At 32.8% G+C, this 22857-nt stretch carries 22 protein-coding genes; 8 read left to right on the forward strand and 14 right to left on the reverse strand.

What is annotated here, in order from left to right; all coding sequences use genetic code 11:
* Nucleotides 1-410: 410 nt before the first annotated feature.
* Nucleotides 411-1499, forward strand: a complete 1089-nt coding sequence (locus AWE51_RS08090) for a hypothetical protein (protein WP_066312011.1) — start codon at nt 411-413, stop codon at nt 1497-1499.
* Between the two features lie 150 nt (nt 1500-1649).
* Here the strand turns inward: AWE51_RS08090 and AWE51_RS08095 are convergent, their stop codons facing one another.
* Both AWE51_RS08095 and AWE51_RS08100 read right to left on the reverse strand, forming a co-directional pair.
* The gene (locus AWE51_RS08095; RefSeq protein ID WP_066312013.1) at nt 1650-2429 is read right to left on the reverse strand and encodes an enoyl-CoA hydratase/isomerase family protein; all 780 of its coding nucleotides are present in this window, start codon (nt 2427-2429) and stop codon (nt 1650-1652) included.
* 23 nt (nt 2430-2452) lie between these two features.
* Nucleotides 2453-3865, reverse strand: coding sequence for a sensor histidine kinase (locus AWE51_RS08100; protein WP_232517363.1), 1413 nt, complete (start codon nt 3863-3865; stop codon nt 2453-2455).
* Nucleotides 3866-4050: 185 nt separating this feature from the next.
* On the opposite strand from AWE51_RS08100, the gene AWE51_RS08105 reads away from it, so the two are divergent.
* A complete protein-coding gene (locus AWE51_RS08105; RefSeq protein ID WP_066312022.1) occupies nt 4051-5742 on the forward strand; it encodes an ABC transporter ATP-binding protein in 1692 nt (563 codons plus the stop codon).
* 536 nt (nt 5743-6278) lie between these two features.
* Here AWE51_RS08105 and AWE51_RS08110 read toward each other — a convergent pair.
* From AWE51_RS08110 to trhO, 8 genes are all read right to left on the reverse strand, one after another.
* Nucleotides 6279-6935: a CoA transferase subunit B gene (locus AWE51_RS08110; RefSeq protein WP_066312025.1), complete on the reverse strand. Its 657-nt coding sequence runs from the start codon at nt 6933-6935 to the stop codon at nt 6279-6281.
* A 2-nt stretch (nt 6936-6937) separates the two neighbouring features.
* The gene (locus AWE51_RS08115) at nt 6938-7276 is read right to left on the reverse strand and encodes a hypothetical protein (protein WP_066312027.1); all 339 of its coding nucleotides are present in this window, start codon (nt 7274-7276) and stop codon (nt 6938-6940) included.
* 32 nt (nt 7277-7308) lie between these two features.
* Entirely contained in the window at nt 7309-7944 is a 636-nt protein-coding gene (locus AWE51_RS08120; RefSeq protein WP_066312029.1) for a peroxiredoxin, read from the reverse strand.
* 13 nt (nt 7945-7957) lie between these two features.
* Nucleotides 7958-8662 carry a CoA transferase subunit A gene (locus AWE51_RS08125; protein WP_066312030.1) on the reverse strand — a complete coding sequence of 235 codons (705 nt, stop codon included), beginning with the start codon at nt 8660-8662 and terminating at the stop codon, nt 7958-7960.
* A 102-nt stretch (nt 8663-8764) separates the two neighbouring features.
* A complete protein-coding gene (locus AWE51_RS08130; protein WP_066312031.1) occupies nt 8765-11101 on the reverse strand; it encodes a penicillin-binding protein 1A in 2337 nt (778 codons plus the stop codon).
* A gap of 8 nt (nt 11102-11109) precedes the next feature.
* Complete coding sequence (locus AWE51_RS08135) at nt 11110-11601, reverse strand: gliding motility lipoprotein GldH (protein WP_066312032.1); 492 nt, start codon at nt 11599-11601, stop codon at nt 11110-11112.
* Entirely contained in the window at nt 11588-12868 is a 1281-nt protein-coding gene (locus AWE51_RS08140; protein ID WP_066312034.1) for a PSP1 domain-containing protein, read from the reverse strand. Before AWE51_RS08140 ends, AWE51_RS08135 begins: the two co-directional genes overlap by 14 nt.
* A gap of 244 nt (nt 12869-13112) precedes the next feature.
* Nucleotides 13113-14144 (reverse strand): oxygen-dependent tRNA uridine(34) hydroxylase TrhO, encoded by a 1032-nt coding sequence (gene trhO / locus AWE51_RS08145; protein ID WP_066312037.1) that lies wholly within the window; start codon nt 14142-14144, stop codon nt 13113-13115.
* 386 nt (nt 14145-14530) lie between these two features.
* Between trhO and AWE51_RS08150 the strand changes: the two genes are divergently transcribed.
* Together AWE51_RS08150 and recA are read left to right on the forward strand one after the other, a co-directional pair.
* The gene (locus tag AWE51_RS08150) at nt 14531-14716 is read left to right on the forward strand and encodes a hypothetical protein (RefSeq protein WP_066312039.1); all 186 of its coding nucleotides are present in this window, start codon (nt 14531-14533) and stop codon (nt 14714-14716) included.
* 431 nt (nt 14717-15147) lie between these two features.
* The gene (recA, locus tag AWE51_RS08155; protein WP_066312396.1) at nt 15148-16158 is read left to right on the forward strand and encodes a recombinase RecA; all 1011 of its coding nucleotides are present in this window, start codon (nt 15148-15150) and stop codon (nt 16156-16158) included.
* Nucleotides 16159-16227: 69 nt separating this feature from the next.
* Here recA and AWE51_RS08160 read toward each other — a convergent pair whose 3' ends face one another.
* Nucleotides 16228-17112 (reverse strand): alpha/beta hydrolase, encoded by an 885-nt coding sequence (locus AWE51_RS08160; RefSeq protein WP_066312046.1) that lies wholly within the window; start codon nt 17110-17112, stop codon nt 16228-16230.
* 227 nt (nt 17113-17339) lie between these two features.
* On the opposite strand from AWE51_RS08160, the gene AWE51_RS08165 reads away from it, so the two are divergent.
* From AWE51_RS08165 to AWE51_RS08175, 3 genes are read left to right on the forward strand one after another with little or no spacing between them, the layout of a single operon-like run.
* Entirely contained in the window at nt 17340-17765 is a 426-nt protein-coding gene (locus tag AWE51_RS08165) for a hypothetical protein (RefSeq protein ID WP_066312047.1), read from the forward strand.
* 24 nt (nt 17766-17789) lie between these two features.
* Nucleotides 17790-18332, forward strand: a complete 543-nt coding sequence (locus AWE51_RS08170) for an RNA polymerase sigma factor (protein WP_066312048.1) — start codon at nt 17790-17792, stop codon at nt 18330-18332.
* Between the two features lie 5 nt (nt 18333-18337).
* Nucleotides 18338-19912: a hypothetical protein gene (locus AWE51_RS08175; RefSeq protein ID WP_066312050.1), complete on the forward strand. Its 1575-nt coding sequence runs from the start codon at nt 18338-18340 to the stop codon at nt 19910-19912.
* Between the two features lie 100 nt (nt 19913-20012).
* On the opposite strand, the gene AWE51_RS08180 is transcribed toward AWE51_RS08175, so the two are convergent.
* From AWE51_RS08180 to AWE51_RS08185, 3 genes are all read right to left on the reverse strand, one after another.
* Nucleotides 20013-20522: a flavodoxin family protein gene (locus tag AWE51_RS08180; protein ID WP_066312052.1), complete on the reverse strand. Its 510-nt coding sequence runs from the start codon at nt 20520-20522 to the stop codon at nt 20013-20015.
* A 154-nt stretch (nt 20523-20676) separates the two neighbouring features.
* Entirely contained in the window at nt 20677-20808 is a 132-nt protein-coding gene (locus AWE51_RS27120; RefSeq protein WP_262482900.1) for a hypothetical protein, read from the reverse strand.
* 37 nt (nt 20809-20845) lie between these two features.
* Nucleotides 20846-21589 carry a lysophospholipid acyltransferase family protein gene (locus tag AWE51_RS08185; protein WP_066312053.1) on the reverse strand — a complete coding sequence of 248 codons (744 nt, stop codon included), beginning with the start codon at nt 21587-21589 and terminating at the stop codon, nt 20846-20848.
* Nucleotides 21590-21663: 74 nt separating this feature from the next.
* On the opposite strand from AWE51_RS08185, the gene trpS reads away from it, so the two are divergent.
* Nucleotides 21664-22632 carry a tryptophan--tRNA ligase gene (trpS, locus tag AWE51_RS08190; protein WP_066312054.1) on the forward strand — a complete coding sequence of 323 codons (969 nt, stop codon included), beginning with the start codon at nt 21664-21666 and terminating at the stop codon, nt 22630-22632.
* The last annotated feature ends 225 nt before the right edge of the window (nt 22633-22857 follow it).

Raw genomic sequence — 22857 nt, forward strand, 5'->3', positions numbered from 1 at the left:
AGTACGGAGACTAATACGGGTTAGAGCCTTAATACTAGATCGCTCGAAAGTTCACTCCGTTCTTTTAAATTTTACAACTTAATTTAACCATAAAATATATAAATGCTAATCTAAAGGATAGCTCGGATATGATAGCGCAGAAATGTTTTCCGTGCTGCGTATAAGTAAGAAACAAAAGTGAAAAAGTCATAACATCTAAAAATGTTATGGCTTTTTTATATACAAAATCCTGTAGTGCGAATTCCAGATTAGTGTTATCTAGTCTAGTTAAGTTGATTTTTTGTAATATTGAGCTTTTAACTAGTAATGTTCTATATAAACACGAGCAAATATCCTATTTTAGAAAATTTATTTTGTAAAACATCCTTAATTAATAACAGATAACGCTAACCCAAATTTTTAATACAATAATGAAGAAACTAATTTTTGTAGTAACAATACTAACCGGTATACTTTTTTACTCATGTAGTAGTGATGAAGAAAGCATATCGCCTACTTTTCGTTTTTTAGAGTTTGAAAAAGATGTCTTACTACCTGCATTAAATGAAAGAGATATCACTTTTTTTGCCATAGATTTTGATCCTAATATCGGTAATTGGGAAATTACACTTAGTGATGGTCAAAAAAATATTCCTGTAACACTTAGCCAAGTAGAAACTACTCGTTTTGGATGGGTAAATACAGAAAGTAACTTGCAAAGAATATATATAAAAGCACCAGCCTTTGGAAATGGTGACTATACCTTAACTATCAAAAACAATACTACCAATCAAATATACAGTGATACTTTTTTAGTACGTGGTGATATTTTTACGAATATAGAACCTACTACCATTACTTCATATACAATTGGTGACGGAACCAATAAAACTCCGGATTACTTATATTTTCAAAATACCTCTAATACCATAACACAAGGTGTTACTACAAACGGAATCGAAAGAGTACGACTTGAAAACGCAACAACTTTTGAATCATTTACTCTAGGGCACGAAGTAAATACTAATGGATTTTTACGGTTTGATATTCCTCTTACAATACCTGTAGGCACGTATTTTTTATCTATAGTGTACAACAACGGGCTTAGTACGTATTATGAAAAAGATATTGTTGTTATGGAGCAAAAACTTCCAAAAATTAATGCAATCAACAAAGAGATGTTTGTAGAAGGCGAAACCTTGACTATAACAGGAGAGGCATTAAGATATTTTGTAAATGAAGAATTATTACCTACTAATGGCTTAAGTACGATAAGAACAAGAACTGATTTGATTTTTAAAGATCAAAATCGTGATTTTCAATTCTCGTTTGGTGCTTATGAAGACGATGAAAATTTTGAGAACATTAACCCCGCCGCAACAGAACTTAGCTTTAAAATCCCTTTAAAATCAGAATCATTTCTGTTTTCAGATAGAGATCAAACATTTTTTGAAGGTGAAGTTTTTATTCGCAGTGGCGCGTATGAAAGTAATTCTTTTCCTGTTAGAATAGACTATTAAATTCAATACAAAACAATAATATTCTAAAATGCGAATATTACTATCTATAGTCAAATAGATGATTCAAATAAAAACGGGAAGTAGTTTAAACTACTTCCCGTTTTTATTGATTGTTAATCTCGAAAGATCTCTCTAGCAATACATAACTATTTATTTTCCAGGAAAATCTGCTTTACGTTTTTCTAAAAAAGCAGTAGTTCCTTCTTTAAAATCTTCGGTACCAAAGCAATTTCCAAATTGTTCGATCTCTACATCAAATCCATTAACGCCATCCTCGTAAGACGCATTAACGGCTGCAATTGCTGCCCCTATCGCTACAGAAGAGTTTCTCATAATTCTACTCGCTATTTTTTCTGCCAATGGTATTAATTCTTCTAATGTGGTAACATGGTTAACAAGCCCATACTGCATTGCTTGATTTGCATCAATCATACCTGCAGTCATAATCATTTCCATCGCTCTTCCTTTACCTACTAACTGTGGCAATCGTTGTGTACCACCATATCCAGGAATCACACCAAGAGATACCTCTGGTAATCCCATTTTTGCAGTATCGCTTGCCACTCTAAAATGAGCAGCCATAGCTAACTCTAGTCCGCCACCTAAGGCAAAACCATTTACAGCCGCGATAACTGGTGTAGATAAGTTAGCCACAAAGTCAAACAACAATTCTTGTCCTTTTGCTGCTAGTTTACCTCCTTCGGCAATAGAAAAATTTGCAAATTCACTTATATCTGCACCTGCAACAAATGCTTTTTCTCCGCTACCTGTTATAATAATAACTTTGGTATCTGCATCAAGATCAGCCACTCTAAAAGCAGCATGTAACTCTTGTATCGTTTCTTTATTAAGTGCGTTTAATTTAGACGGGCGATTTATAGTTATTGTCGTCACCCCATTACGTTGAGATGTTAGGATATTTGTGTACATGAAAAAAGTATATTTTGTTTGTTTTATTCTTTCGGAAATCTAACTTTAAAAACAGTTCCTTTTCCTTCTTGAGATGTAAAGGTAATATTTCCGTTATAGGTTTCAACAATATTTTTCACCATTCCTAAACCAAGTCCCATTCCGCTTGTTTTCGTCGTAAATTTAGGTTCAAATATTTTCTTTTTATTTTCTTCTGTAATTCCTAGTCCGTTATCAGCTACTGTGATGATCACTTCTCCGTTTTCTGAAAATACATCTACAATTATTTTAGGAACGCGATCTTTGGGTATTGCCTGGGTTCCGTTCTTAACCAAATTAGTAACAACACGTATCAATTGCGTTCTATCAAACTTAGCAATAATCTCTTCTTTCTCGGTAGGGAAAATAATATAATCTTCATTAAAGATATCTAATGCCAAACCAACAATCTTAACCACATCTAACATTTCACTCTTTTGTGCAGGCATTTGCGCAAAATTCGAGAATGCAGAGGCAATAGAACTCATCGTATCTATTTGCTGAATTAACGTATCGCTATATTCTTGAATTTTCTGATGTATATTAGGATCATTAGGGTCAAATTTTCTTTGAAAACTTTGAACAGTTAATCGCATTGGGGTTAATGGGTTTTTAATCTCATGCGCTACTTGTTTGGCCATCTCTCTCCATGCTGCTTCTCTTTCACTTTTAGCAAGCATCGCAGCACTTTGCTCCAACTCATCGATCATACTATTATATGCATTTACCAGCCTATAAATTTCATCACTGGCATCCCCTATTTTTATTCTTTTGTTGCGTTTATCAAGTCGCGTTTGATCTATAGTATCCGAAATTGTTTTTAATGATTTTGTTATATATCTAGATAAAAAATAAGCCAGCGCAACGGCGATAAGTAACATTAATATATACACTTGCCCCAATCGCTGTAAAAATTCTATAAGCTCACGCGTAATTAAATCATCATCTTCTAAATACGGAAGGTTAAGAATTGCCAAAGGCTTTGCTTTACTATCAGAGATATAGGTATAAGATGACAAGAACTTTTTATCATCTTTTTCAGATTTAACCAAATAACGTTTGTCAAATAAAGCTGATAAAGTATCGATAATCACATGACTAAGTACTTTATCTGTAGTATCAGCTACAAAGTCTCCTTCTGATTTAATTAATAACTGGCCTGATAAATCATAGATTTTAATAGGCAACGAATGTTCTTGCGAGATTTGGTATATCCGATTTTTATCTCTAAAAATAAGCTTTACATGATCTTCATCTACCAAATAGGTAGTGCTCTCGAGCACATTATCAATAGCAATTTGTATACGTTCTTCTTTTCTTTCTAATCGTTCCTGGTGATACTCCTCTGCTTCTTCTTTATATTGATATATTGTTACTGCAGCAATTAAGATTGAAGCCAAAAATATTAATAAAGTCATTGAGATAAAAATCCGTGTACGGAGAGATAGTTGGAGTAGCTTCATAATATTTTTTGAATCATAAATATAGCAAATATCACACCAAAATCATTTAATTCCCTTTTACACACCACCCATATTCACAAAAAGAAATCACTTGATCTTAATTACGAATTGAATTTAGTAAATTTACAGTACTTTATTATATGGATAAAACAACTTTGCTTTCTGTTCAAGACCTTTGTGTTTCTTTTTTTTCGGATAAAAAAGAAAACAAAGTATTGCATCATATTTCATTCGACATTCATGAAAACGAAATATTAGGGGTTGTAGGAGAATCAGGAAGTGGTAAATCTGTTGCTTCGTTAGCTATTCTTGGGTTATTACCTCAGAAAATTTCGAAAATTACTCAAGGAGATATCATATACTCTAATAGCTCTATTTTAGGCCTTACCGAAAAACAATATCGTTCTGTTAGAGGAAATGAAATTGCCATGATTTTTCAAGAACCCATGAGCTCCTTAAATCCTTCTATGCGATGTGGCAAACAAGTTGCAGAGATCCTTCTGGAGCATACGTCTTTATCAAAGACCGCTATTAAAAAAGAAGTTCTTTTATTATTTAACAAAGTAAAGCTTCCTGATCCCGAAAGAGCATATCGCTCTTATCCTCATCAACTAAGTGGTGGGCAAAAACAACGTATCATGATCGCTATGGCGATTGCTTGTAAACCAAAATTGCTTATTGCAGATGAGCCTACTACCGCTTTGGATGTTACGGTTCAAAAAGAGATCATTAGTCTGTTAAAAAACCTGCAGAAAGAATATAAAATGAGTATTTTATTTATTTCTCATGACCTGTCTTTGGTTTCAGAAATTGCCGATAATGTGTTGGTAATGTATCAAGGAAAAATGGTTGAATACGGTGCTGCAAATACAATATTTCATTCTCCAGAAAAAGACTATACAAAAGCTTTATTAAACGCCAGGCCAACTCTTGATGTTCGCTATAAAAAACTACCCACTATAACTGATTTTTTAGAGGATCAGCAAAAATCTCAAGAAGTTATTACTCAAGAGACAAGACAAGATCATCATAAAAAATTATATAGCACTCCCCCATTACTAGAAGTCGTAAATATTGAAAAAACCTATTTTTCTAAAGTTGGTTTATTTGGAAAACAAGAGTTTAAGGCCGTAAATGATGTGAGTTTTAAATTATACGAAGGCGAAACACTTGGGCTTGTTGGGGAGTCAGGATGTGGTAAATCTACATTAGGAAATACTATTTTACAATTGGATAAAGCAACTGCTGGTCAGGTTCTTTATCGAGGCAATGACATAACACAACTAGCTACATCTGTCTTAAGAAGTCTAAGAAAAGAGATTCAATTAATCTTTCAAGATCCGTTTGCCTCTTTAAATCCAAGGTTAACTGTAGGAAAAGCAATAATGGAGCCTATGCAAGCTCATGGACTACATAGCAATGATATTTTAAGAAAAGAAAAAACTATTGAATTATTAAATCGTGTAGGTTTAACAGCAGAACATTTTGAACGATATCCCCATGAATTTAGCGGGGGACAAAGACAACGTGTTGGCATTGCTAGAACAATAGCTTTAGAACCCAAATTAATAATTTGTGATGAATCTGTAAGCGCACTGGATATATCTGTACAAGCACAGGTATTAAACTTATTAAATGAGTTAAAAGAAAAACTTGGTTTTACTTACATTTTTATTTCACATGATCTTTCGGTTGTAAAATACATGTCTGATCAACTGTTGGTCATGAATAACGGTAAAATAGAAGAGCGTGGAGAAGCTGATAACATTTATAATCATCCACAAAAAGAATATACTAAAAAGTTAATCGAGGCTATACCTAAAGGGAAATAAAAAAACCTGTTACACTTAGCAAGTTTTAACAGGTTCAACTCATCACGATTTGGGGAAATTGTGATTGATTAAAAACAAAAAATCACATTAACAAAAATACTTTTTTTGCAACATAAACACAATTTGAAATCAACTCCATTGTTGGTTTAACTGATCTCTGAATACGATTTATACGCTTTTTCATAATAGGGGAAACTTGTGTGGTTAATAATTAATTTTACTTTTTAGGAAATCGTGTTTTTAAATGAACATAATTTTCTAAGGGGATTGCAATATGCAAATTATTTTCAGTTCTAACGTTTAAATGCTCAAAAAATCGACAAAATACTCAAAATTTTAACATTTATTATGGTTTTGATTGCTTTTTCAACTTAAAGTAAAGGTTTAAGGTCAAAAAAAGACGTAAGAAACGTAGTATTTTTCTTTCAAAAACACTGTTTTCTTACTTCCTATACAATAACGGAAATTTTATTGATTTATTATTCGTTATGATCTAATTATTATTCGTCGAGGTATTGAAAGAATTAGAAATAAAATCAATTTAGAATCATTTCGGGGATTTCTCCCTCAATTATAAGATTTCCCTCTGTTGCATTACGAATATCTTCAACAGTTACACCAGGCGCTCTTTCTAAAAGTTTAAAGCCATTTTCTGTTATTTCTAACAATGCTAAATTTGTAACTATTCTTTTCACACATTTCACTCCTGTAAGCGGTAAGGAACATTTTTTTAGCAATTTTGATTCTCCCTTCTTATTGGTATGCATCATTGCCACAATAATATTCTCTGCACTTGCTACAAGATCCATAGCTCCTCCCATTCCTTTAACCATTTTTCCTGGGATTTTCCAATTTGCTATATCTCCATCTTCAGAAACCTCCATTGCCCCAAGTATGGTTAAATCTACATGCTGACCTCTAATCATATTAAAACTGGTTGCCGAATCAAAAAAGGAGGCTCCGGGCATAGTTGTAATGGTTTGTTTACCTGCATTAATGATATCTGCATCCTCCTCCCCTTCAAAAGGAAAAGGACCCATCCCCAAAACACCATTTTCACTTTGAAACTCTACTTCTATTCCCTCTGGGATATAATTCGCAACCAAAGTAGGAATACCTATACCCAAGTTTACAAAGTATTTATCTTTTAATTCTTTTGCAATACGTTTTGCAATTCCATTTTTATCTAACATAATTACCTCCTTCTGATCTTGTATGAGTTAAAATTACTGATCGATTTACTTTCCTGTACCCACATTAAAAAAGGGATAGAAAATGTTATCGTTCCTACTAATCCAAAAAAACCAAATAACACCAATGTGACTATGGCGCTTATAACAAATGCTATTAGCATTTTTTTGGTATCGACCACAGCATCAATTCTATTGATATGTTTTTTATCATTTTTACCACAATTATCACAATTTACAGTTACCTCATCACCCACCTTCATTTGTAAATCACCACGAGTGGCAGCTATTGGCATATATTTATTTTGTTTTTTACAACTTGAACACGTGTATTCTAATCTCATCGACAGATTGTTATTTATAAATTTACTGTGCTTTAATTTGGTTGTGGGGTCATTCTTAAATATGGCTTAATTTCTTTATGTCCCTTTGGAAATAACTCTGGAATTTGTTCATTACTAACCGAAGGTACAATAACACAATCATCTCCAGAGTTCCAATTAGCTGGTGTTGCTACTTTATGATACGCCGTTAATTGTAAAGAGTCTATCACTCGTAATAACTCATCAAAGTTTCTACCCGTAGATGCAGGATACGTTATTGTAAGCTTAATTTTTTTATCTGGACCTATAACAAAAACAGATCTTACTGTTAATTGACTATCTGCATTAGGATGAATCATATCATATAATTCTGATACTTTTCTATCCTCATCCCCTATTATAGGAAAATTTACAGTAGTGTTTTGTGTTTCGTTAATATCCTTAATCCATCCGTGATGTGATGCCACTCCATCAACACTTAATGCTGCTACTTTAACATTACGTTTGTTAAACTCATCTGTATATTTTGCAACTGTTCCTAGTTCTGTGGTACAAACAGGGGTATAATCTGCTGGATGAGAAAATAGTATTCCCCATTGATCTCCTAACCAATTATGAAAATCTATTTCTCCTTCTGTTGTTTGCGCTGTAAAGTTTGGAGCTTCGTCTCCTAATCGTAATGCTGCCATGACGTATATATATTTATTGTTGTTTAGTACGAACTGTACGTTGTTCTATTCTTTTTTCGTAGTGATCACCTTGAAATATTCGTTGAACGAATATCCCAGGAACATGTATATGATCAGGGTCTAAAGTACCTGCAGGAACTAATTCTTCGACCTCTGCAACCGTAATTTTAGCGGCACCACACATACAAGGGTTAAAATTTCTTGCTGTACCTTTAAAGATAAGGTTACCAGCTTCATCTCCTTTCCAAGCTTTTACAAATGCAAAGTCCGCTTTAAATGCCTTTTCAAGGACATACATTTTACCATTAAACTCTCTAGTTTCTTTTCCTTCTGCAACCTCTGTCCCATATCCGGCAGGAGTATAAAATGCAGGAAAGCCACCTTGGGCAGCTTTACATCTTTCTGCAAGTGTACCTTGTGGTATTAGTTCTACATCTAATTCTCCACTTAACATTTGGCGTTCAAATTCATCATTCTCTCCTACATAAGAGGAAATCATCTTTTTGATCTGTCTTTTTTGAAGTAATAGTCCTAAACCAAAGTCATCGACTCCTGCATTATTAGAGATACAGGTAAGACCTGTATTATTTAATTTTACAAGTTCTGCAATTGCATTTTCGGGAATTCCACAAAGACCAAACCCTCCTAGCATAAGGGTCATATTATCTTTTATGCCTAATAAAGCTTCGGTAGCATTGGTTACCGTTTTACGAATCATAATATTCTTAATTTTAGCAAACTAAAAGTACTAAAAAAATAATACTAGACCCCTTAAACCGTATAGTTTTATGAATAATTTAAAACGATAAGAAAACAAGTCTTAAAGACTAAATTCATCTTCTATATTTTCGTTTATAGTATTTCTCTTCTTAAACTCCTTACAATCAATCTCTATCGTTAAGTTTTCCGGTTCTTCAAAAGCTGCTTTAGATACTTTTAATGTTTTATCGGCATAACACTTTTTCATATATAATGCCCAAACCGGTAACGCCATTGTAGCACCTTGACCAAAATCTGTATCTTTAAAGTGCGTTGCTCTATCATCGCCTCCTACCCAAACACCAGTACATAAGTTTGGTACGATCCCCATAAACCATCCGTCACTTTGATTTTGCGTTGTACCTGTTTTACCTGCAATTGGGTTATCAAAATAATATGGGTGACCCGTTACTACATTCTTAATTGAGTAGCGTGAAGATGGTCCAGTTCTTAATCTTGTTCCCGATCCTGATCTCGTTACTCCCTCCATTAAATTGATAGTTACAAAGGCAGCTTCTTTACTAATTACATCTCTAGTTTCAGGAACAAATTGATATAAAATGACTCCGTTTTTATCTTCAATACTGGTAATCATTACAGGTTTGGTATATATCCCTTGATTAGCAAAAGTACTATATGCGCCTACCATCTCAGATAGTTTTAAATCCACAGATCCAAGTGCTATAGAAGCTACAGGAAGAATATCAGAGGTTACTCCCATTTTTCTGGCCAATTGCGCAATCGGTTCTGGTCCAATTTTATCTAATAAACGAGCTGAAATGGTATTTACAGATTTTGCTAAAGCATCCTTAAGATTCATATATCCCATATAATCTGCATCACTGTTTTTAGGTATCCAATCTACTTCAACAACACCATGTGATCCCACAGGAATTGTAATTTGTGATTTTGGTAACGTATCACATGGAGAAAGTTTTAATTGGTCTATAGCTGTTGCATATACAAAAGGTTTAAAAGTAGACCCCACTTGGCGTGCTCCTTGATATACATGATCGTATTGAAAGTGATTAGAATCAATACCCCCAACCCAGGCTCTAACGTGACCTGTTTGTGGTTCCATTGACATTAATCCTGATCGTAAAAACTGTTTGTAATACAATATTGAATCTTTCGGAGTCATGATGGTATCTATCTCACCTTTCCAACTAAAAACTTTCATTTTAGTTTTCTCATCAAAAGACGCTACTATTTCATCTTCACTTTTACCTTGATCAAGTAAAATTTTTCTTCTAGCAGAACTTCTAATTGATCTTTTAATAATACGATCTACTTCTTCTTTTGACAAATCTCTAAATGGCGAAGTTTTATTATCTTTTTCTTGCTTGTCAAACTCTTTTTGAAGATTAGCCATATGCTCTGACACAGCTTCTTCAGCATATTTTTGCATTCTAGAGTCTAAAGTAACGTTAATACGTAATCCATCTCTATAGATATCATAATATACTTCATCTCCATCTTCATCTAACCCTTTTGGATTTTCTTTTACCCATTTACTCATCCAGCTCCTTACGAACTCTCTAAAGTAGGTTGCAGTACCATCATTATGACCTTCTGGGGAGTAATCTAATCCCAGAGGTAATTTTTGCAAACTATCTTTTTGCTTCTCGGTGATGTAATCATATTTAGCCATTTGGCTTAATACTGTATTTCTTCTATTTTTAACCATTTCTGGTCTACGTAAAGGATTGAATAATGATGAATTTTTTAACATCCCAACCAAAACCGCAGCTTCTTCAATTTTTAAATCTTTTGGATTATCCCTATTAAAGTATATTCTTGAAGCAGAACTTACCCCAATAGCTTGATTTAGAAAATCATACTTATTGAGATACATGGTCATAATTTCGTTTTTGGTGTATTGTCTTTCTAATCTAGTTGCAATTACCCACTCTTTAATTTTTTGCTTGATACGCTCCCATATATTTCTTGAACCACCTGTAAACAATTGTTTTGCTAACTGTTGGGATAATGTACTAGCTCCACCTCTACTTCCTAGAAAAACGAAAGCTCTTAACGTACCACGTGCATCAATTCCTGAATGATCATAATATCTAGCGTCTTCTGTAGCCACAAGTGCATTTACTAAATGTTGCGGTAGCTCTTCATAATTAACCGGAGTTCTATTCTCATCATAGAAATTTCCTATCTGCACACCATCAGAAGAAATAATTTGTGTTGCAAGGTCGTTTTGCGGATTTTCTAATTCTTTAAATTTTGGCATTTCACCAAATGCTCCCCAACTTGCTAATAAAAACATTAGCACGATTAAAAGGATTCCTGAAGCAAAAGTGATCCAAAATGCTTTTATAAACTTAATTGTATTAATTCCCGAACTCTTCGTTGTTTTCTTTTTCGATTTGGGTGTTGCCTTTGCCATATCTTAAATTAAGGGTTTTGAGCATGTTCTATTCTAAATCCAACATCTGTAACTCCTTCTAAAGAGGTTACCCCATTGGTATCGCCGTTCTTTCTCATTGCATGTTGAAGTGTTATTGTATACACTCCTTCTTCTACAAAACGGATATTTTCTTTATACCAAAGTTTATTTTCCTTAAGATCAGAAAAACCTGAACCTAACCATTCTCCACTTGGTTTTGCCATTTCATATTCTAATGTATCCGTAAGTACTTTTCCATTAGGGAATTTCATTTCACTAATTAAAAACAAATTGCTAAATCTATATTCATTATTATTACGAATATTAACAAATAAATTATAGGTCTGCAATGAGTCTAACTCTGGTAAAGCAAAACTTACTTTCTCATCTATTTCCCATGCTTCTGAAACCGCTTGATATTGATCAAAAACTTGTTTATCATCACATGAAATTACGCTTAGAGAAAGCAGAACTACTATGACAAGCTTACTTTTTATCATTTTTCTTATTACGAGATCTATTTCTTTTATTGCGTTGGTTGGTTGTTTTACTTTTGGTTTTGTTTTCAGAATTTCCTGTTTTAGGTTTATTTGATGCAACAGTTTGTTTTTCAGAATTTCCTTTACTTGTATTCTTTTTCTTATTACGATTTCTCCTTCTTCTTTTACTGTGTTTAGGTTGATCAAATCTAGTTAAACTATCTTGTCCTACAACGTTTTCAAAGTCCATTTTAGTGTCTTCAATTAATTCTGAAGCAAATTCTTCGAGACCCACTACTTTTTCTTTATTTGCATTTGCAGTAATAATTTCATTTGCATGTTCTGTAGAGATCTTATGCCAATTCATCCATTCGCCTTCATAAGCATACCAAAGAAATCCTTTAAAAATATCTATTTTCTGGCAAACAGCAACGCCTTTTTCTGTATACAACTTGGTATCAGACTTCGGAAAACTATTTAATGCATCGACATAGGCGTCTAATTCATAATTAAGGCAGCATTTTAATTTTCCGCATTGCCCTGCTAACTTTTGTGGATTAAGAGATAATTGCTGATATCTAGCTGCACTTGTATTTACAGACCTAAAATCTGTAAGCCATGTAGAGCAACATAGTTCGCGACCACAAGACCCTATACCACCTAAACGGGCAGCCTCTTGTCTAAATCCTACTTGTCGCATCTCGATACGAGTACTAAACTCGTGAGCAAATTCTTTGATTAACTGTCTAAAATCAACTCGTTCTTCTGCAGTATAATAAAATGTAGCTTTAGAGCCATCTCCTTGAAATTCTATATCAGAGATTTTCATTTGCAACTCCAGTCTTATTGCAATTTCTCTTGCACGGACTTTCATTGTTTCTTCTCTATCTCTTGACTTTTGCCAAATATCTATATCTTTTTGTGAGGCTTTTCGGTAGACTTTCTTAACATCTTCACTATCTATTTCTACTTTCTTCTTCTTCATTTGGATGCGCACTAATTCTCCAGTAAGAGAAACCATGCCGACATCATGACCAGGAGATGCTTCTGTAGCAACAATATCCCCAATACTTAATGATAAGTTTTCGGCGCTTTTGAAAAATCCTTTTCTTCCGTTTTTGAATCGTATTTCGACACAGGAGAAAGGTACTGCGCCACCAGGAAGTGACATATTTGATAACCAATCAAAAACCGTTAGTTTATTACAACCATCTGTCCCGCAGGTGCCATTATTTTTGCACCCTTTAGGCTGTCCGTCTTTTCCGGAGGAACAACTGTTACACCCCATATTTTATATCTATATTGAAATTTGTCTATGATTAAAAAATCATAACAAAAATGGTTCTTATTATAATTAGAAACGCATTTCGCTTCTAATATCTCAATCGTTAAAGATACTATGAAAAAAATTATTTACCATGGCATCTTTACATTTTAGCATTACTAAGTATATTTAAATAGTAATATTTTACTTTCAAAAACAACACTATCTATCTGCAAATTTGTTTCTAAAACAAACTAGTACACTTAGTTTATTTCTTAAACTTCAGTGCTTCAGAACGGCCTTTTTTGAAAATCTTATTACTGTTTCCTTTTCCTCTTCTTAATTCCTTTTGTTCTTCATAAGGCAATCGATTTATTTCCATACAATCTGTAGAACAACAATTTTCTAACGCTTTGGCACAATTCTCACATTGAATAAAAAGTAAATGGCAGGCTTCATTTTCACAATTAACATGCGTGTCACAACTTTCGCCACATTGATGGCATTGTGCAATGACATCGTCTGTTATACGTTCTGCTCTTCTGTGATCAAATACAAAATTTTTACCAAGAAACTTATTTTCGAGACCTTGATCTTCTACTTGTCTAGCGTATTCTATAATTCCGCCTTCTAATTGAAACACATTTTTAAACCCCTTATGCTTGTAGTATGCACTTGCTTTTTCGCATCGTATACCACCAGTGCAATACATTACTAGTTTTTTATCTTCTTTATGGTCTTTAAGATCTTCTTCAATGATATCAAGTGAATCTCTAAAAGTATCTACATCTGGTGTTACGGCACCTTTAAAATGCCCTATCTCACTTTCGTAATGATTACGCATATCCACCAAAACAGTATTTGGATCCTCTATAAGATCATTAAACTTTTTTGCATCGACATGTACACCTTTATTTGTAACATCAAAAGTTGTATCGTTTAACCCATCGGCAACAATCTTGTTACGTACTTTTACTTTTAATTTTAAAAACGATTTTAAATCTTGTTCTCTTGCTATATTTAATCTAACATTTTCTAAAAAGGAGATACTATCTAGATGTGTTTTAAATTGTTGGAACTTTGGTGCCGGAACGGATAATTGTGCATTAATACCTTCTTTAGAAACATAAATACGTCCTAAAACATCAAGTTCGTCCCAATGGATAAAAAGGTGGTTTCTAAAAATCTCGGGATTACCTATATGTGCATATTGATAGAAAGAAAGCGTAAGGCGATCAGTACCGGCCTCATCGATTAAAATTGCTCTCTCTTTTGCACTTAATTTATTGTACAGTTGCATGCTATACTACTATTTTAAGTTAAAAAGAATAATTTATTTCGGGCAAAAATACAAATACTGCTTTTATAAACAAACGACGGTACTTTTTTATCAGAACATAATGCATTTATTTAATCTAATTATCCAAATAATTGACAAAAGCCTAAAAAAATCACTCTTGAATATTCAAGAATTCATGAGGAAAACAACCATAAATAAAAATATATCTAGAAAAACAGGTAACATTTTTATCTCTTCAAGACACTAAGTCTTAAAATCAACATTTCAATTACCCAAAAACAACTTTTGGAACTATGGTTAACACAAATTTTTTGCATCTCATAAGACCCTAATTTTAAGGGCATAAATATAAATCTAAGAATTTCATTAATTATAAATAGTAAATCATGAAAAACAAAAAGAAAATTTCAAAACTAGGATTAAACAAAATTGTTATTTCCAATATTCAAAGCCAAGCTGTTAAAGGAGGAGGAAGAAGCACTAATTGTTATCCGACTTTGCAAACTGGCTGTAATCCTACAAAACTTCCTTCTGGAAATACTTGTAACCAAAGCGATTGTTATTGTCTTTAGTTTTAATTCGAAAAAACTGTATTAAATTACTATTTAGACAGTTCTATGTAAAAAAAATGCCTTGATGTTAACATCAAGGCATTTTTTTTGGCTAATTCGTTAATGTATTGATTTAACGACAATAATATCAACAATAACGCTAACCACCCTCAAAAATACAACTGCTAATATTAGCAGTTGTATGTTCGCTTAGGTTATTTCTAATGACTTTTTTAAGAAATTTCATCTGCTCTCTACTGCTTCAAGATTTTGTTCTTATTTGCTTTTAGAGTAGATGAAAAATAATTAAAAAGGTTGCGCTAGTATTTTTATAAAAGTAACTTATGAGTTGTTGATAACCAATTTAGAAACCATATCACATCTACAAAAAGAAATAGTACTTTAGCACAAAGTTAATATGAATGTCAAATCCCGATATATTTGAACAACAAATGAGTACAGAGAAAGACGCAAAATTAAAAGCACTAAAACTTACCCTAGATAAATTAGATAAAGCTTACGGAAAAGGAACTGTAATGAAGATGAGCGATAGCTCTGTTCAAGAAGTAGATGTTATCCCTACGGGATCTCTTGGTTTAGACCTTGCCTTAGGAGTAGGTGGGTATCCTAGAGGAAGAGTGATCGAAATTTATGGGCCGGAATCATCTGGTAAAACAACATTAACACTTCATGCTATAGCACAAGCACAAAAAGCAGGAGGGATTGCTGCCTTTATTGATGCAGAACATGCTTTTGATCGTTTTTATGCAGAAAAACTTGGAGTAGAGATTGATAATTTGATCATCTCGCAACCTGATCATGGTGAACAAGCTTTAGAGATTGCAGATAATCTAATTAGATCTGGAGCTATTGATATTATCGTAATTGATTCTGTTGCAGCTTTAACTCCTAAAAGTGAAATTGAAGGAGAAATGGGAGATTCTAAAATGGGTCTTCATGCTAGGTTAATGTCGCAGGCACTTAGAAAACTTACCAGTTCTATTAGTAAAACAAACTGTACTGTTATTTTTATTAATCAACTGCGTGAAAAAATTGGGGTTATGTTCGGAAATCCTGAAACTACTACTGGTGGTAATGCCTTAAAGTTTTATGCCTCTGTTCGTTTAGATATTCGTAGATCTACACAGATAAAAGATAGTAATAGTGAAGTACAAGGGAATAAAACTCGTGTTAAAGTAGTAAAAAACAAAGTTGCTCCTCCTTTTAGAATGGCAGAATTTGATATTATGTATGGTGAAGGTATCTCTAAAACTGGTGAGATTATAGATGTTGGTGTTGACTATGAAATTATCAAGAAAAGTGGATCTTGGTTTAGCTATCAAGATACTAAACTTGGGCAAGGTCGTGATGCCGTTAAAAATTTACTTAATGATAATCCAGAACTAATGGAAGAACTGGAAGGTAAAATCAAAGAAGCAATAAAGATTATAAAAGATAACTAGTCATCCTAAATATCTTAAACAATAAGAAAAGCCTCAGGGAAAATTTTGCCTTGAGGCTTTTTACTTATCTTATTTTGTGATTTTATCAAATATTTGTTGAATATAAGGCGTTTCAAACATTATACTATGCCCCCCTTTATCTATTTCTAATAGATCTACATTTTTAGATTTTAAAAAATTCTTTTCTGATGCTGTCATTCTTCCCGACTGCTCATCATCATTAGCAAAAACACAAATGACATTTGATAAATCCGTTGCCTTTATACGTTCTGTATATCGATCTTTTATCATAATTCCTGCATAAAAATATATTAGTTCTGTTTCTTTATCGGTAGCTCTTTCTTCAGGATCATTATAAAGTGTTACTCCGTCTCGAAAAAAATAACGGTTCCCTTTAAAAAGATTATCGACTACTTTTTGTTCTATATCAAGTCGTCCTGCCATCATTACAAACTTATCTGCACTAGTATTTCCTTTATCTGCAATATATCTAGCAATTGCCCAAGCGCCATACGAATGCCCAATAACAAACACTACTTTGTCTCGAGATTTATAATGTTTTATTACCCTATCAAGAATTTCGGTATTTAAATCGGTTTCTCTTGTAGCTTCTGCAACTGTTGCATCAAATTTGAATATATTGCTGTTATAGGTTCCTATTTGATGAATGTATACCCTTAAAAAATCATTAAATCCAGTAAAACCATCAAGGTTAATGGATTCGAGATCATCTGCAGATAACTCATCAGAAGGACCACCTTCTGCAAAAATTACTACAGTTTTAGAGCTAGTATTTCCTTTGGTAACAAAAAGTTTGGAAACATCATCTGGTAAATTAGTTGCTTCAAACTGCGATGCTATGGCATTGTCATCATCATTATTACACCCTACTAATAAAATGCCCACAAAAAGGTATAGAAACAATCTGCTTGCTTTTAATATTGGTCTTTGCATAACTTAAAGTATATTTTAGTTTTTAGATTTGTTAAAACACTAAAACAAAAAATCGCATGAATACCCTACCAAAACTGAGAATTAATCCTTGGCCTTTTCAGAAATAACATTCATAAAAAAGACAAAAACTATAAATAGCCGTAAATTTAGATTCCTTAAAGCAACCTTATTACTGTATTTACATCTACATAGTAGATTAATTGTATTATTTTTCTAAACCCCAACAAATGAGAAGGATAAAAATTATTTCAGCATTTTTTCTTATCGCCATCACAGCAGGATGTTCTATTGATGATGATAACAATACTCGTTTCTTTTTTGAAGCAGTCCCAATTGAGGAGGTAGATATTCCCGATCGATTAACAAGAGGAGAAACAGTAACAATTACTACCTCTTATTTTAGACCATCAACATGTCATGGCTTTTCTGGATATGATTTTAATCGGTCTGGCAATCAACGCACCTTTGCAATTATTAATGTAGTGTTAGAAGATGGTCCCGATTGTGAAGATATAGAACCAGAAACTCTTGTCGAAGAATCATTTGATTTTTTAGTTGGCCTTGAGAGCTCCTACATTTTTAGATTTTGGCAAGGGAAAGATGATGAAGGAAATAATCAGTTTTTAGTTATAGAAGTCCCCGTAGATTTATAATCACACATTTCAAAAAAAGTATTAGTGGGTTTAGACCAGCTTATAAAAAAATGCAAACAAAAAAATGCAAAAGCGCAAGAGCAACTGTATAGACTATACAGCAGTAAGTTGTTTTCTATCTGCTTAAAATATTCTAACGATCATGCCAGTGCAGAAGATAATTTGCAAGATGCTTTCATTACAATTTTTGATAAGATAATACAGTACAAAAACAAGGGGTCTTTTGAAGGTTGGATAAAACGAGTAACTATAAATACAGCACTTCAGAAATATCGAAAACAAAAAGTTTTTGATATTATTAATGAAGAGCAATTAGAAGAAGTAGATGTAGAAATAAATGACGAAGAAGTATCATTAGATTATCTTTTAGAGATTATTCAACAATTACCACATAGGTATAGGTTAGTTTTTAATCTATATGTATTAGACGGTTATTCTCATAAAGAAATTGCCGAAATGTTGGATATTTCTGTTGGAACTTCTAAATCAAATCTCGCAAGAGCCAGAAATATCTTAAAAGTAAAAATAGAAGAAACTAAAGAACCTTATGCTCGAGCAATCGACTAACAAATATGAATACTAAGAAAAATATAGATCGATTATTTCAGGAAAAATTCAAAGATTTTGAAGTTTCTCCTAGCGACGAGGTTTGGAAAAAAATCCAAGCTCGTCAAAATAAGCGTAAACGTAAAATCATTCCTGTTTTTTGGTATAAAACAGCTGGTGTAGCCGCGGTATTTGCAATTATTTTTACCGTAGGTTATGTCGCTCTATCTCCAACACCTAATGAGGTAATCGTATTACAAAATAACACTGTCCCAAAAGACATGTCTAGCCCTAACGATGTAACACCAACTACTAAAAACAATAACATTACAAGTACCACTATTGATACTGATAAAAATACTACTTCTGATCATGTAAGTGAAAACAACAAGGAAACAATTTCTAATGAAAAAAAAGAAGACATATTTAATAAAAATCAGAAAACCATAGTAAAACACCCTAATAAAGCTCCCGTAGCACAGCAAAAAACAAATGACAAGGGTAACTCAAACAAACCTAATATCATGCTCGCTCAAGGGGCTTCGAAAACTGCTAAAGAATCGAACAATTCAAAAGTTGACAACACTTTACGCAAAGAAATAACTGATAATGTTGTATCCACAGAATCCAATCCTTCAAAAACCAAAAATGATAGTGAAGTTTTTCTAGCACCAAATAAAAAGGATGATCTAAATACTAAAGCTCCAATTGCTAAACTTGAAAACATTACTAACTCAAATAATAGTATAACAAAAAAGCATGATTCGATTAATGAAGAAGAAACGAAAATAGAATCTGCTAAGAAGTCTATATTTGATGTCATTTCTGATCAAAAAGAAGCTATTGCAGAAAAAGAGGAGAAAGAAGAGAAAACAAATATCAAAAAATGGAATATTTCTCCAAATGTTGCTCCAGTTTATTATAACGCCATTGGTAATGGATCTTCTATAGCCGCTGAATTTTCTGATAATGATCGTGGTGGAGAAGTAAACTTAAGCTATGGGATACAAGTATCATATGCCATAAATAATAAATTAAGTATTCGTTCGGGAGTTCATAAACTAGATCTTAGTTATAACACAAAAGATATTGGGTTTTCGGCTTCTAGTTCGCGTGGTCAAAATCTTGAAAGTATAAATTATAACAATAACGCATCCTCTATTTTAGTATCTGATATTGGGAGAGGCACAGGCACTAATGATTTTTCAGAAACTATAGGAAGTATTAACCAACAACAAAATGTTGGCTTACTTAATCAACGCATTGGTTATATCGAGGTTCCTGTTGAAATGAAATACGCTCTGGTTGATACTAAATTTGGTGTACACATGATTGGTGGGTTAAGCACATTGTTTGTAAGAGATAATGAGATCTCTATAGAAGCTGGTAGTTTTGAATCCCCAATAGGAGAAGCTAATAATCTTAATGATATAAGTTTTAGTGGTAATATTGGTCTAGGACTAGACTATAAAATATCCAATCAACTTAAAATCAATCTTGAACCCATTTTTAAATATCAATTCAATGCTTTTAATGATAATGCCGATGGTTTTAAACCTTATTATTTTGGTATTTATACCGGTCTTGGTATAAAATTTTAGTTGATTACGTAGTTATTGTATTATACAATACTAAATGAAGTCGCTCTACCCCCAAGAGCGACTTTAATTTTAATGGATTTAAGATTAACTCCTAAATTTTCTATATTATAGTTGTAATGAAATCAATCAAATCTTGTTTGACCTTTTCTGGTATTTCTGTATCTTCTATCCAGCAATGAACATCTCCCAGATAATTCATACCAAGATAATTTGCACTTTCTACAAACGGCATATTGAATCCTTTTTTTAGTTCTTGATCAGAACCACAACTTATCATTGCCGTTGCTTTTCCTCTTAAATCTCTTCCTATTTTTTTCTCCAATTGTAAACAATCTGTGATACGATCAAAGAAAACTTTCATAATCCCACTCATAGCATACCAATATACAGGGGTTACAAAAATTATAATATCATAATTAGCTACTATTTCTCTTATTAAGGGTATAAAGTCATCATTTTGATTTTTAAATTCATAATCAAATTGACCTATTTGTTTTGATTTAAGATCTACAATATCAAAGCCCGAATTGTCCTGAACAAAAGAACTTATTTGATAGGTATTTCCTTTACTTCTTGAACTTCCTTGCACTATAACTCCTCTTATACTCATTTAATGTATGATTTCCTGCAAAGCTACTAAGTTCTTAATAAGCTATCAAATAAGGGATAAATTGTACTCTATTATAATCTATCTCTAAATCTAGAAAGTGCAAAAAACTGAAGAAAGTTGAATACCTAAAATAGTAATTGAATATTCGGTCCTATTAGATATTCTTTAACCTTAAGTTCTGTTTAAGAAGACCACTTAATATCGCTGGTTTCCATTTTCCTGAAATGCTATTTAGTGCTTTTTCAATAGCACAATCATTTTTTAAAGGTGTTTTTCGTTCATACATACTCAGGTTATCTGGCTATAAAAGCTATATAAAATTTCTATTTGTTAAGATCTGTCTCTAATGCTTCTAAAATAATTGCTTTGGTCTTATCTTTTAGTTCCTTTTTATTTGCATGAGTCATTCCAATAGTAGGAATTTCGGCATGAACATATCCCCTCATAATCCCAGGGCTACCACTAAAAAAAGTATACGAAAAACGTTTTTTATTATCAAAGAAGGTAAGGGGTAAAATAGGTATTTGATGATCTATAGCTAATCTAAACGCTCCATCTTTAAAATCATCCAAAAGAAGCGATTCATCCTCAGGAACACCTCCTTCTGGAAAAATACAAATACTTGTTCCATTTTTAAGTCTAGCTTGTGCTCTATCAAAAACTTCTTTTCGGCTTCGTTGACTATTTCTATCGACTAAGATACAGGTACGTTTGTAAAAAAAACCAAAAATAGGAATCTTTGCTAATTCCTTTTTCCCTACAAATACAAAAGGATTCTTAACGCAATACAACATAAACATAATGTCCGTCATAGAAGTATGATTGGCAACGAACATATAGCTCTTTGTGCGATCTATTTTGGCTTCTTTAGTTACTTTTGGGTAAAATCCACTACCATACAAAACTATTTTTGCCCAAAAACGAGCGACTACAAAAAATTGTGGATACCACTGTTCCCTTGACGTAAAAACAAGTAGTATAGGAAACATAATAATAATCGGAATCCCCATGAGTATATAAAACCAAATACGCCAAAAAAGGATTAATATGTTCTTAAGTATAGACATCATCCAAAAATACACAATTGCTTTGAGCTATGTAAACAAAAAAATTACCTTTGCCAGAGAAATTATAAAAAACCATGTCTAGAATTTTAACCGGTGTACAGAGTACAGGAACCCCACATTTAGGAAACCTACTGGGAGCTATTATCCCAGCTATTGAAATGGCAAATCAACCAAACAATGAATCCTTTTTGTTTATTGCCGATATGCATTCATTAACCTTAATAAAAGATGCGAAAACATTACGACAAAATACCTACTCTACTGCTGCTACATGGTTAGCTTGTGGATTGGATATCGAAAAAACAGTTTTTTATAGACAAAGTGATATCCCGCAAGTAACAGAACTATCATGGTATCTTAATTGTTTTTTTCCGTATCAACGATTAACATTAGCGCATTCTTTTAAAGATAAATCAGATAGACTCGAGGATGTAAATGCAGGTCTATTTACATATCCCATGCTAATGGCAGCGGATATACTATTATATGATGCAGAAATAGTTCCGGTAGGTAAAGATCAATTACAACATCTTGAAATGACAAGAGATGTAGCATCCCGAATGCATAATCAAGTAGGGGAATTATTTGTACTGCCTGAAGCGCAAGTACAAAAAGAAACCATGTACGTACCTGGTACAGATGGCAGTAAAATGAGTAAATCAAAAGGAAATATTATTAATCTGTTCTTACCTGATAAAAAATTACGAAAACAAATAATGGGGATACAGACAGATAGTACACCTCTAGAAGAACCCAAAAACCCTGATACATGTAATGCTTTTGCTTTATACAAATTAATTGCTACATCTGAACAAGAAGCTGCAATGCGACAGAATTATCTGGGAGGTAACTATGGTTACGGGCACGCAAAACAAGCAATTTTTGAATTGCTGATCGAAAAATTTGCAACTGTACGCGAACGATATACCTACTATATGGAGAATCTAAATGAAGTAGATGAGGCTCTTGCTATTGGAGCAAAAAAAGCAACTGCCGTTGCTAATACTGTTCTTGAAAGAGTACGTGAGAAAGTAGGATATTAATCATAATATATTTATTGTTTGTAAATAAAAAGGATATCATTTTTAAACTACATAAATTCCTTATTTTTTGATCTGGTTTACCACCTTAAATACGACACTTTTTTTAAGGAAAATGGTCCTATTTGACGTTTTTCTCTAAAAAAACAAGGCAAAACACTCTCTAAAACTCCCTTTTTTGGGCAAAAATGAGGCCTTTTGGGGTTTTAAATAAAATTTGGCTAAACC

Origin of the sequence: Aquimarina aggregata (assembly GCF_001632745.1) — a bacterium.
Classification (GTDB): Bacteria; Bacteroidota; Bacteroidia; order Flavobacteriales; family Flavobacteriaceae; genus Aquimarina; species Aquimarina aggregata.

What these genes read in the sequence shown, in the direction of transcription:
- AWE51_RS08185 (WP_066312053.1), bottom strand. Translation starts at nt 21,589, where the DNA reads ATGTCTATACTTAAGAACATATTAATCCTTTTTTGGCGTATTTGGTTT.
- AWE51_RS08115 (WP_066312027.1), bottom strand. Translation starts at nt 7,276, where the DNA reads ATGAGATTAGAATACACGTGTTCAAGTTGTAAAAAACAAAATAAATAT.
- trhO (WP_066312037.1), bottom strand. Translation starts at nt 14,144, where the DNA reads ATGCAACTGTACAATAAATTAAGTGCAAAAGAGAGAGCAATTTTAATC.
- AWE51_RS08150 (WP_066312039.1), top strand. Translation starts at nt 14,531, where the DNA reads ATGAAAAACAAAAAGAAAATTTCAAAACTAGGATTAAACAAAATTGTT.
- trpS (WP_066312054.1), top strand. Translation starts at nt 21,664, where the DNA reads ATGTCTAGAATTTTAACCGGTGTACAGAGTACAGGAACCCCACATTTA.
- AWE51_RS08125 (WP_066312030.1), bottom strand. Translation starts at nt 8,662, where the DNA reads ATGATTCGTAAAACGGTAACCAATGCTACCGAAGCTTTATTAGGCATA.
- AWE51_RS08120 (WP_066312029.1), bottom strand. Translation starts at nt 7,944, where the DNA reads ATGGCAGCATTACGATTAGGAGACGAAGCTCCAAACTTTACAGCGCAA.
- AWE51_RS08100 (WP_232517363.1), bottom strand. Translation starts at nt 3,865, where the DNA reads ATGACTTTATTAATATTTTTGGCTTCAATCTTAATTGCTGCAGTAACA.
- AWE51_RS08130 (WP_066312031.1), bottom strand. Translation starts at nt 11,101, where the DNA reads ATGGCAAAGGCAACACCCAAATCGAAAAAGAAAACAACGAAGAGTTCG.
- AWE51_RS08095 (WP_066312013.1), bottom strand. Translation starts at nt 2,429, where the DNA reads ATGTACACAAATATCCTAACATCTCAACGTAATGGGGTGACGACAATA.
- AWE51_RS08135 (WP_066312032.1), bottom strand. Translation starts at nt 11,601, where the DNA reads ATGATAAAAAGTAAGCTTGTCATAGTAGTTCTGCTTTCTCTAAGCGTA.
- AWE51_RS08175 (WP_066312050.1), top strand. Translation starts at nt 18,338, where the DNA reads ATGAATACTAAGAAAAATATAGATCGATTATTTCAGGAAAAATTCAAA.
- AWE51_RS08165 (WP_066312047.1), top strand. Translation starts at nt 17,340, where the DNA reads ATGAGAAGGATAAAAATTATTTCAGCATTTTTTCTTATCGCCATCACA.
- AWE51_RS08140 (WP_066312034.1), bottom strand. Translation starts at nt 12,868, where the DNA reads ATGGGGTGTAACAGTTGTTCCTCCGGAAAAGACGGACAGCCTAAAGGG.
- AWE51_RS08160 (WP_066312046.1), bottom strand. Translation starts at nt 17,112, where the DNA reads ATGCAAAGACCAATATTAAAAGCAAGCAGATTGTTTCTATACCTTTTT.
- AWE51_RS08105 (WP_066312022.1), top strand. Translation starts at nt 4,051, where the DNA reads ATGGATAAAACAACTTTGCTTTCTGTTCAAGACCTTTGTGTTTCTTTT.
- AWE51_RS08110 (WP_066312025.1), bottom strand. Translation starts at nt 6,935, where the DNA reads ATGTTAGATAAAAATGGAATTGCAAAACGTATTGCAAAAGAATTAAAA.
- recA (WP_066312396.1), top strand. Translation starts at nt 15,148, where the DNA reads ATGAGTACAGAGAAAGACGCAAAATTAAAAGCACTAAAACTTACCCTA.
- AWE51_RS08180 (WP_066312052.1), bottom strand. Translation starts at nt 20,522, where the DNA reads ATGAGTATAAGAGGAGTTATAGTGCAAGGAAGTTCAAGAAGTAAAGGA.
- AWE51_RS08090 (WP_066312011.1), top strand. Translation starts at nt 411, where the DNA reads ATGAAGAAACTAATTTTTGTAGTAACAATACTAACCGGTATACTTTTT.
- AWE51_RS27120 (WP_262482900.1), bottom strand. Translation starts at nt 20,808, where the DNA reads ATGTATGAACGAAAAACACCTTTAAAAAATGATTGTGCTATTGAAAAA.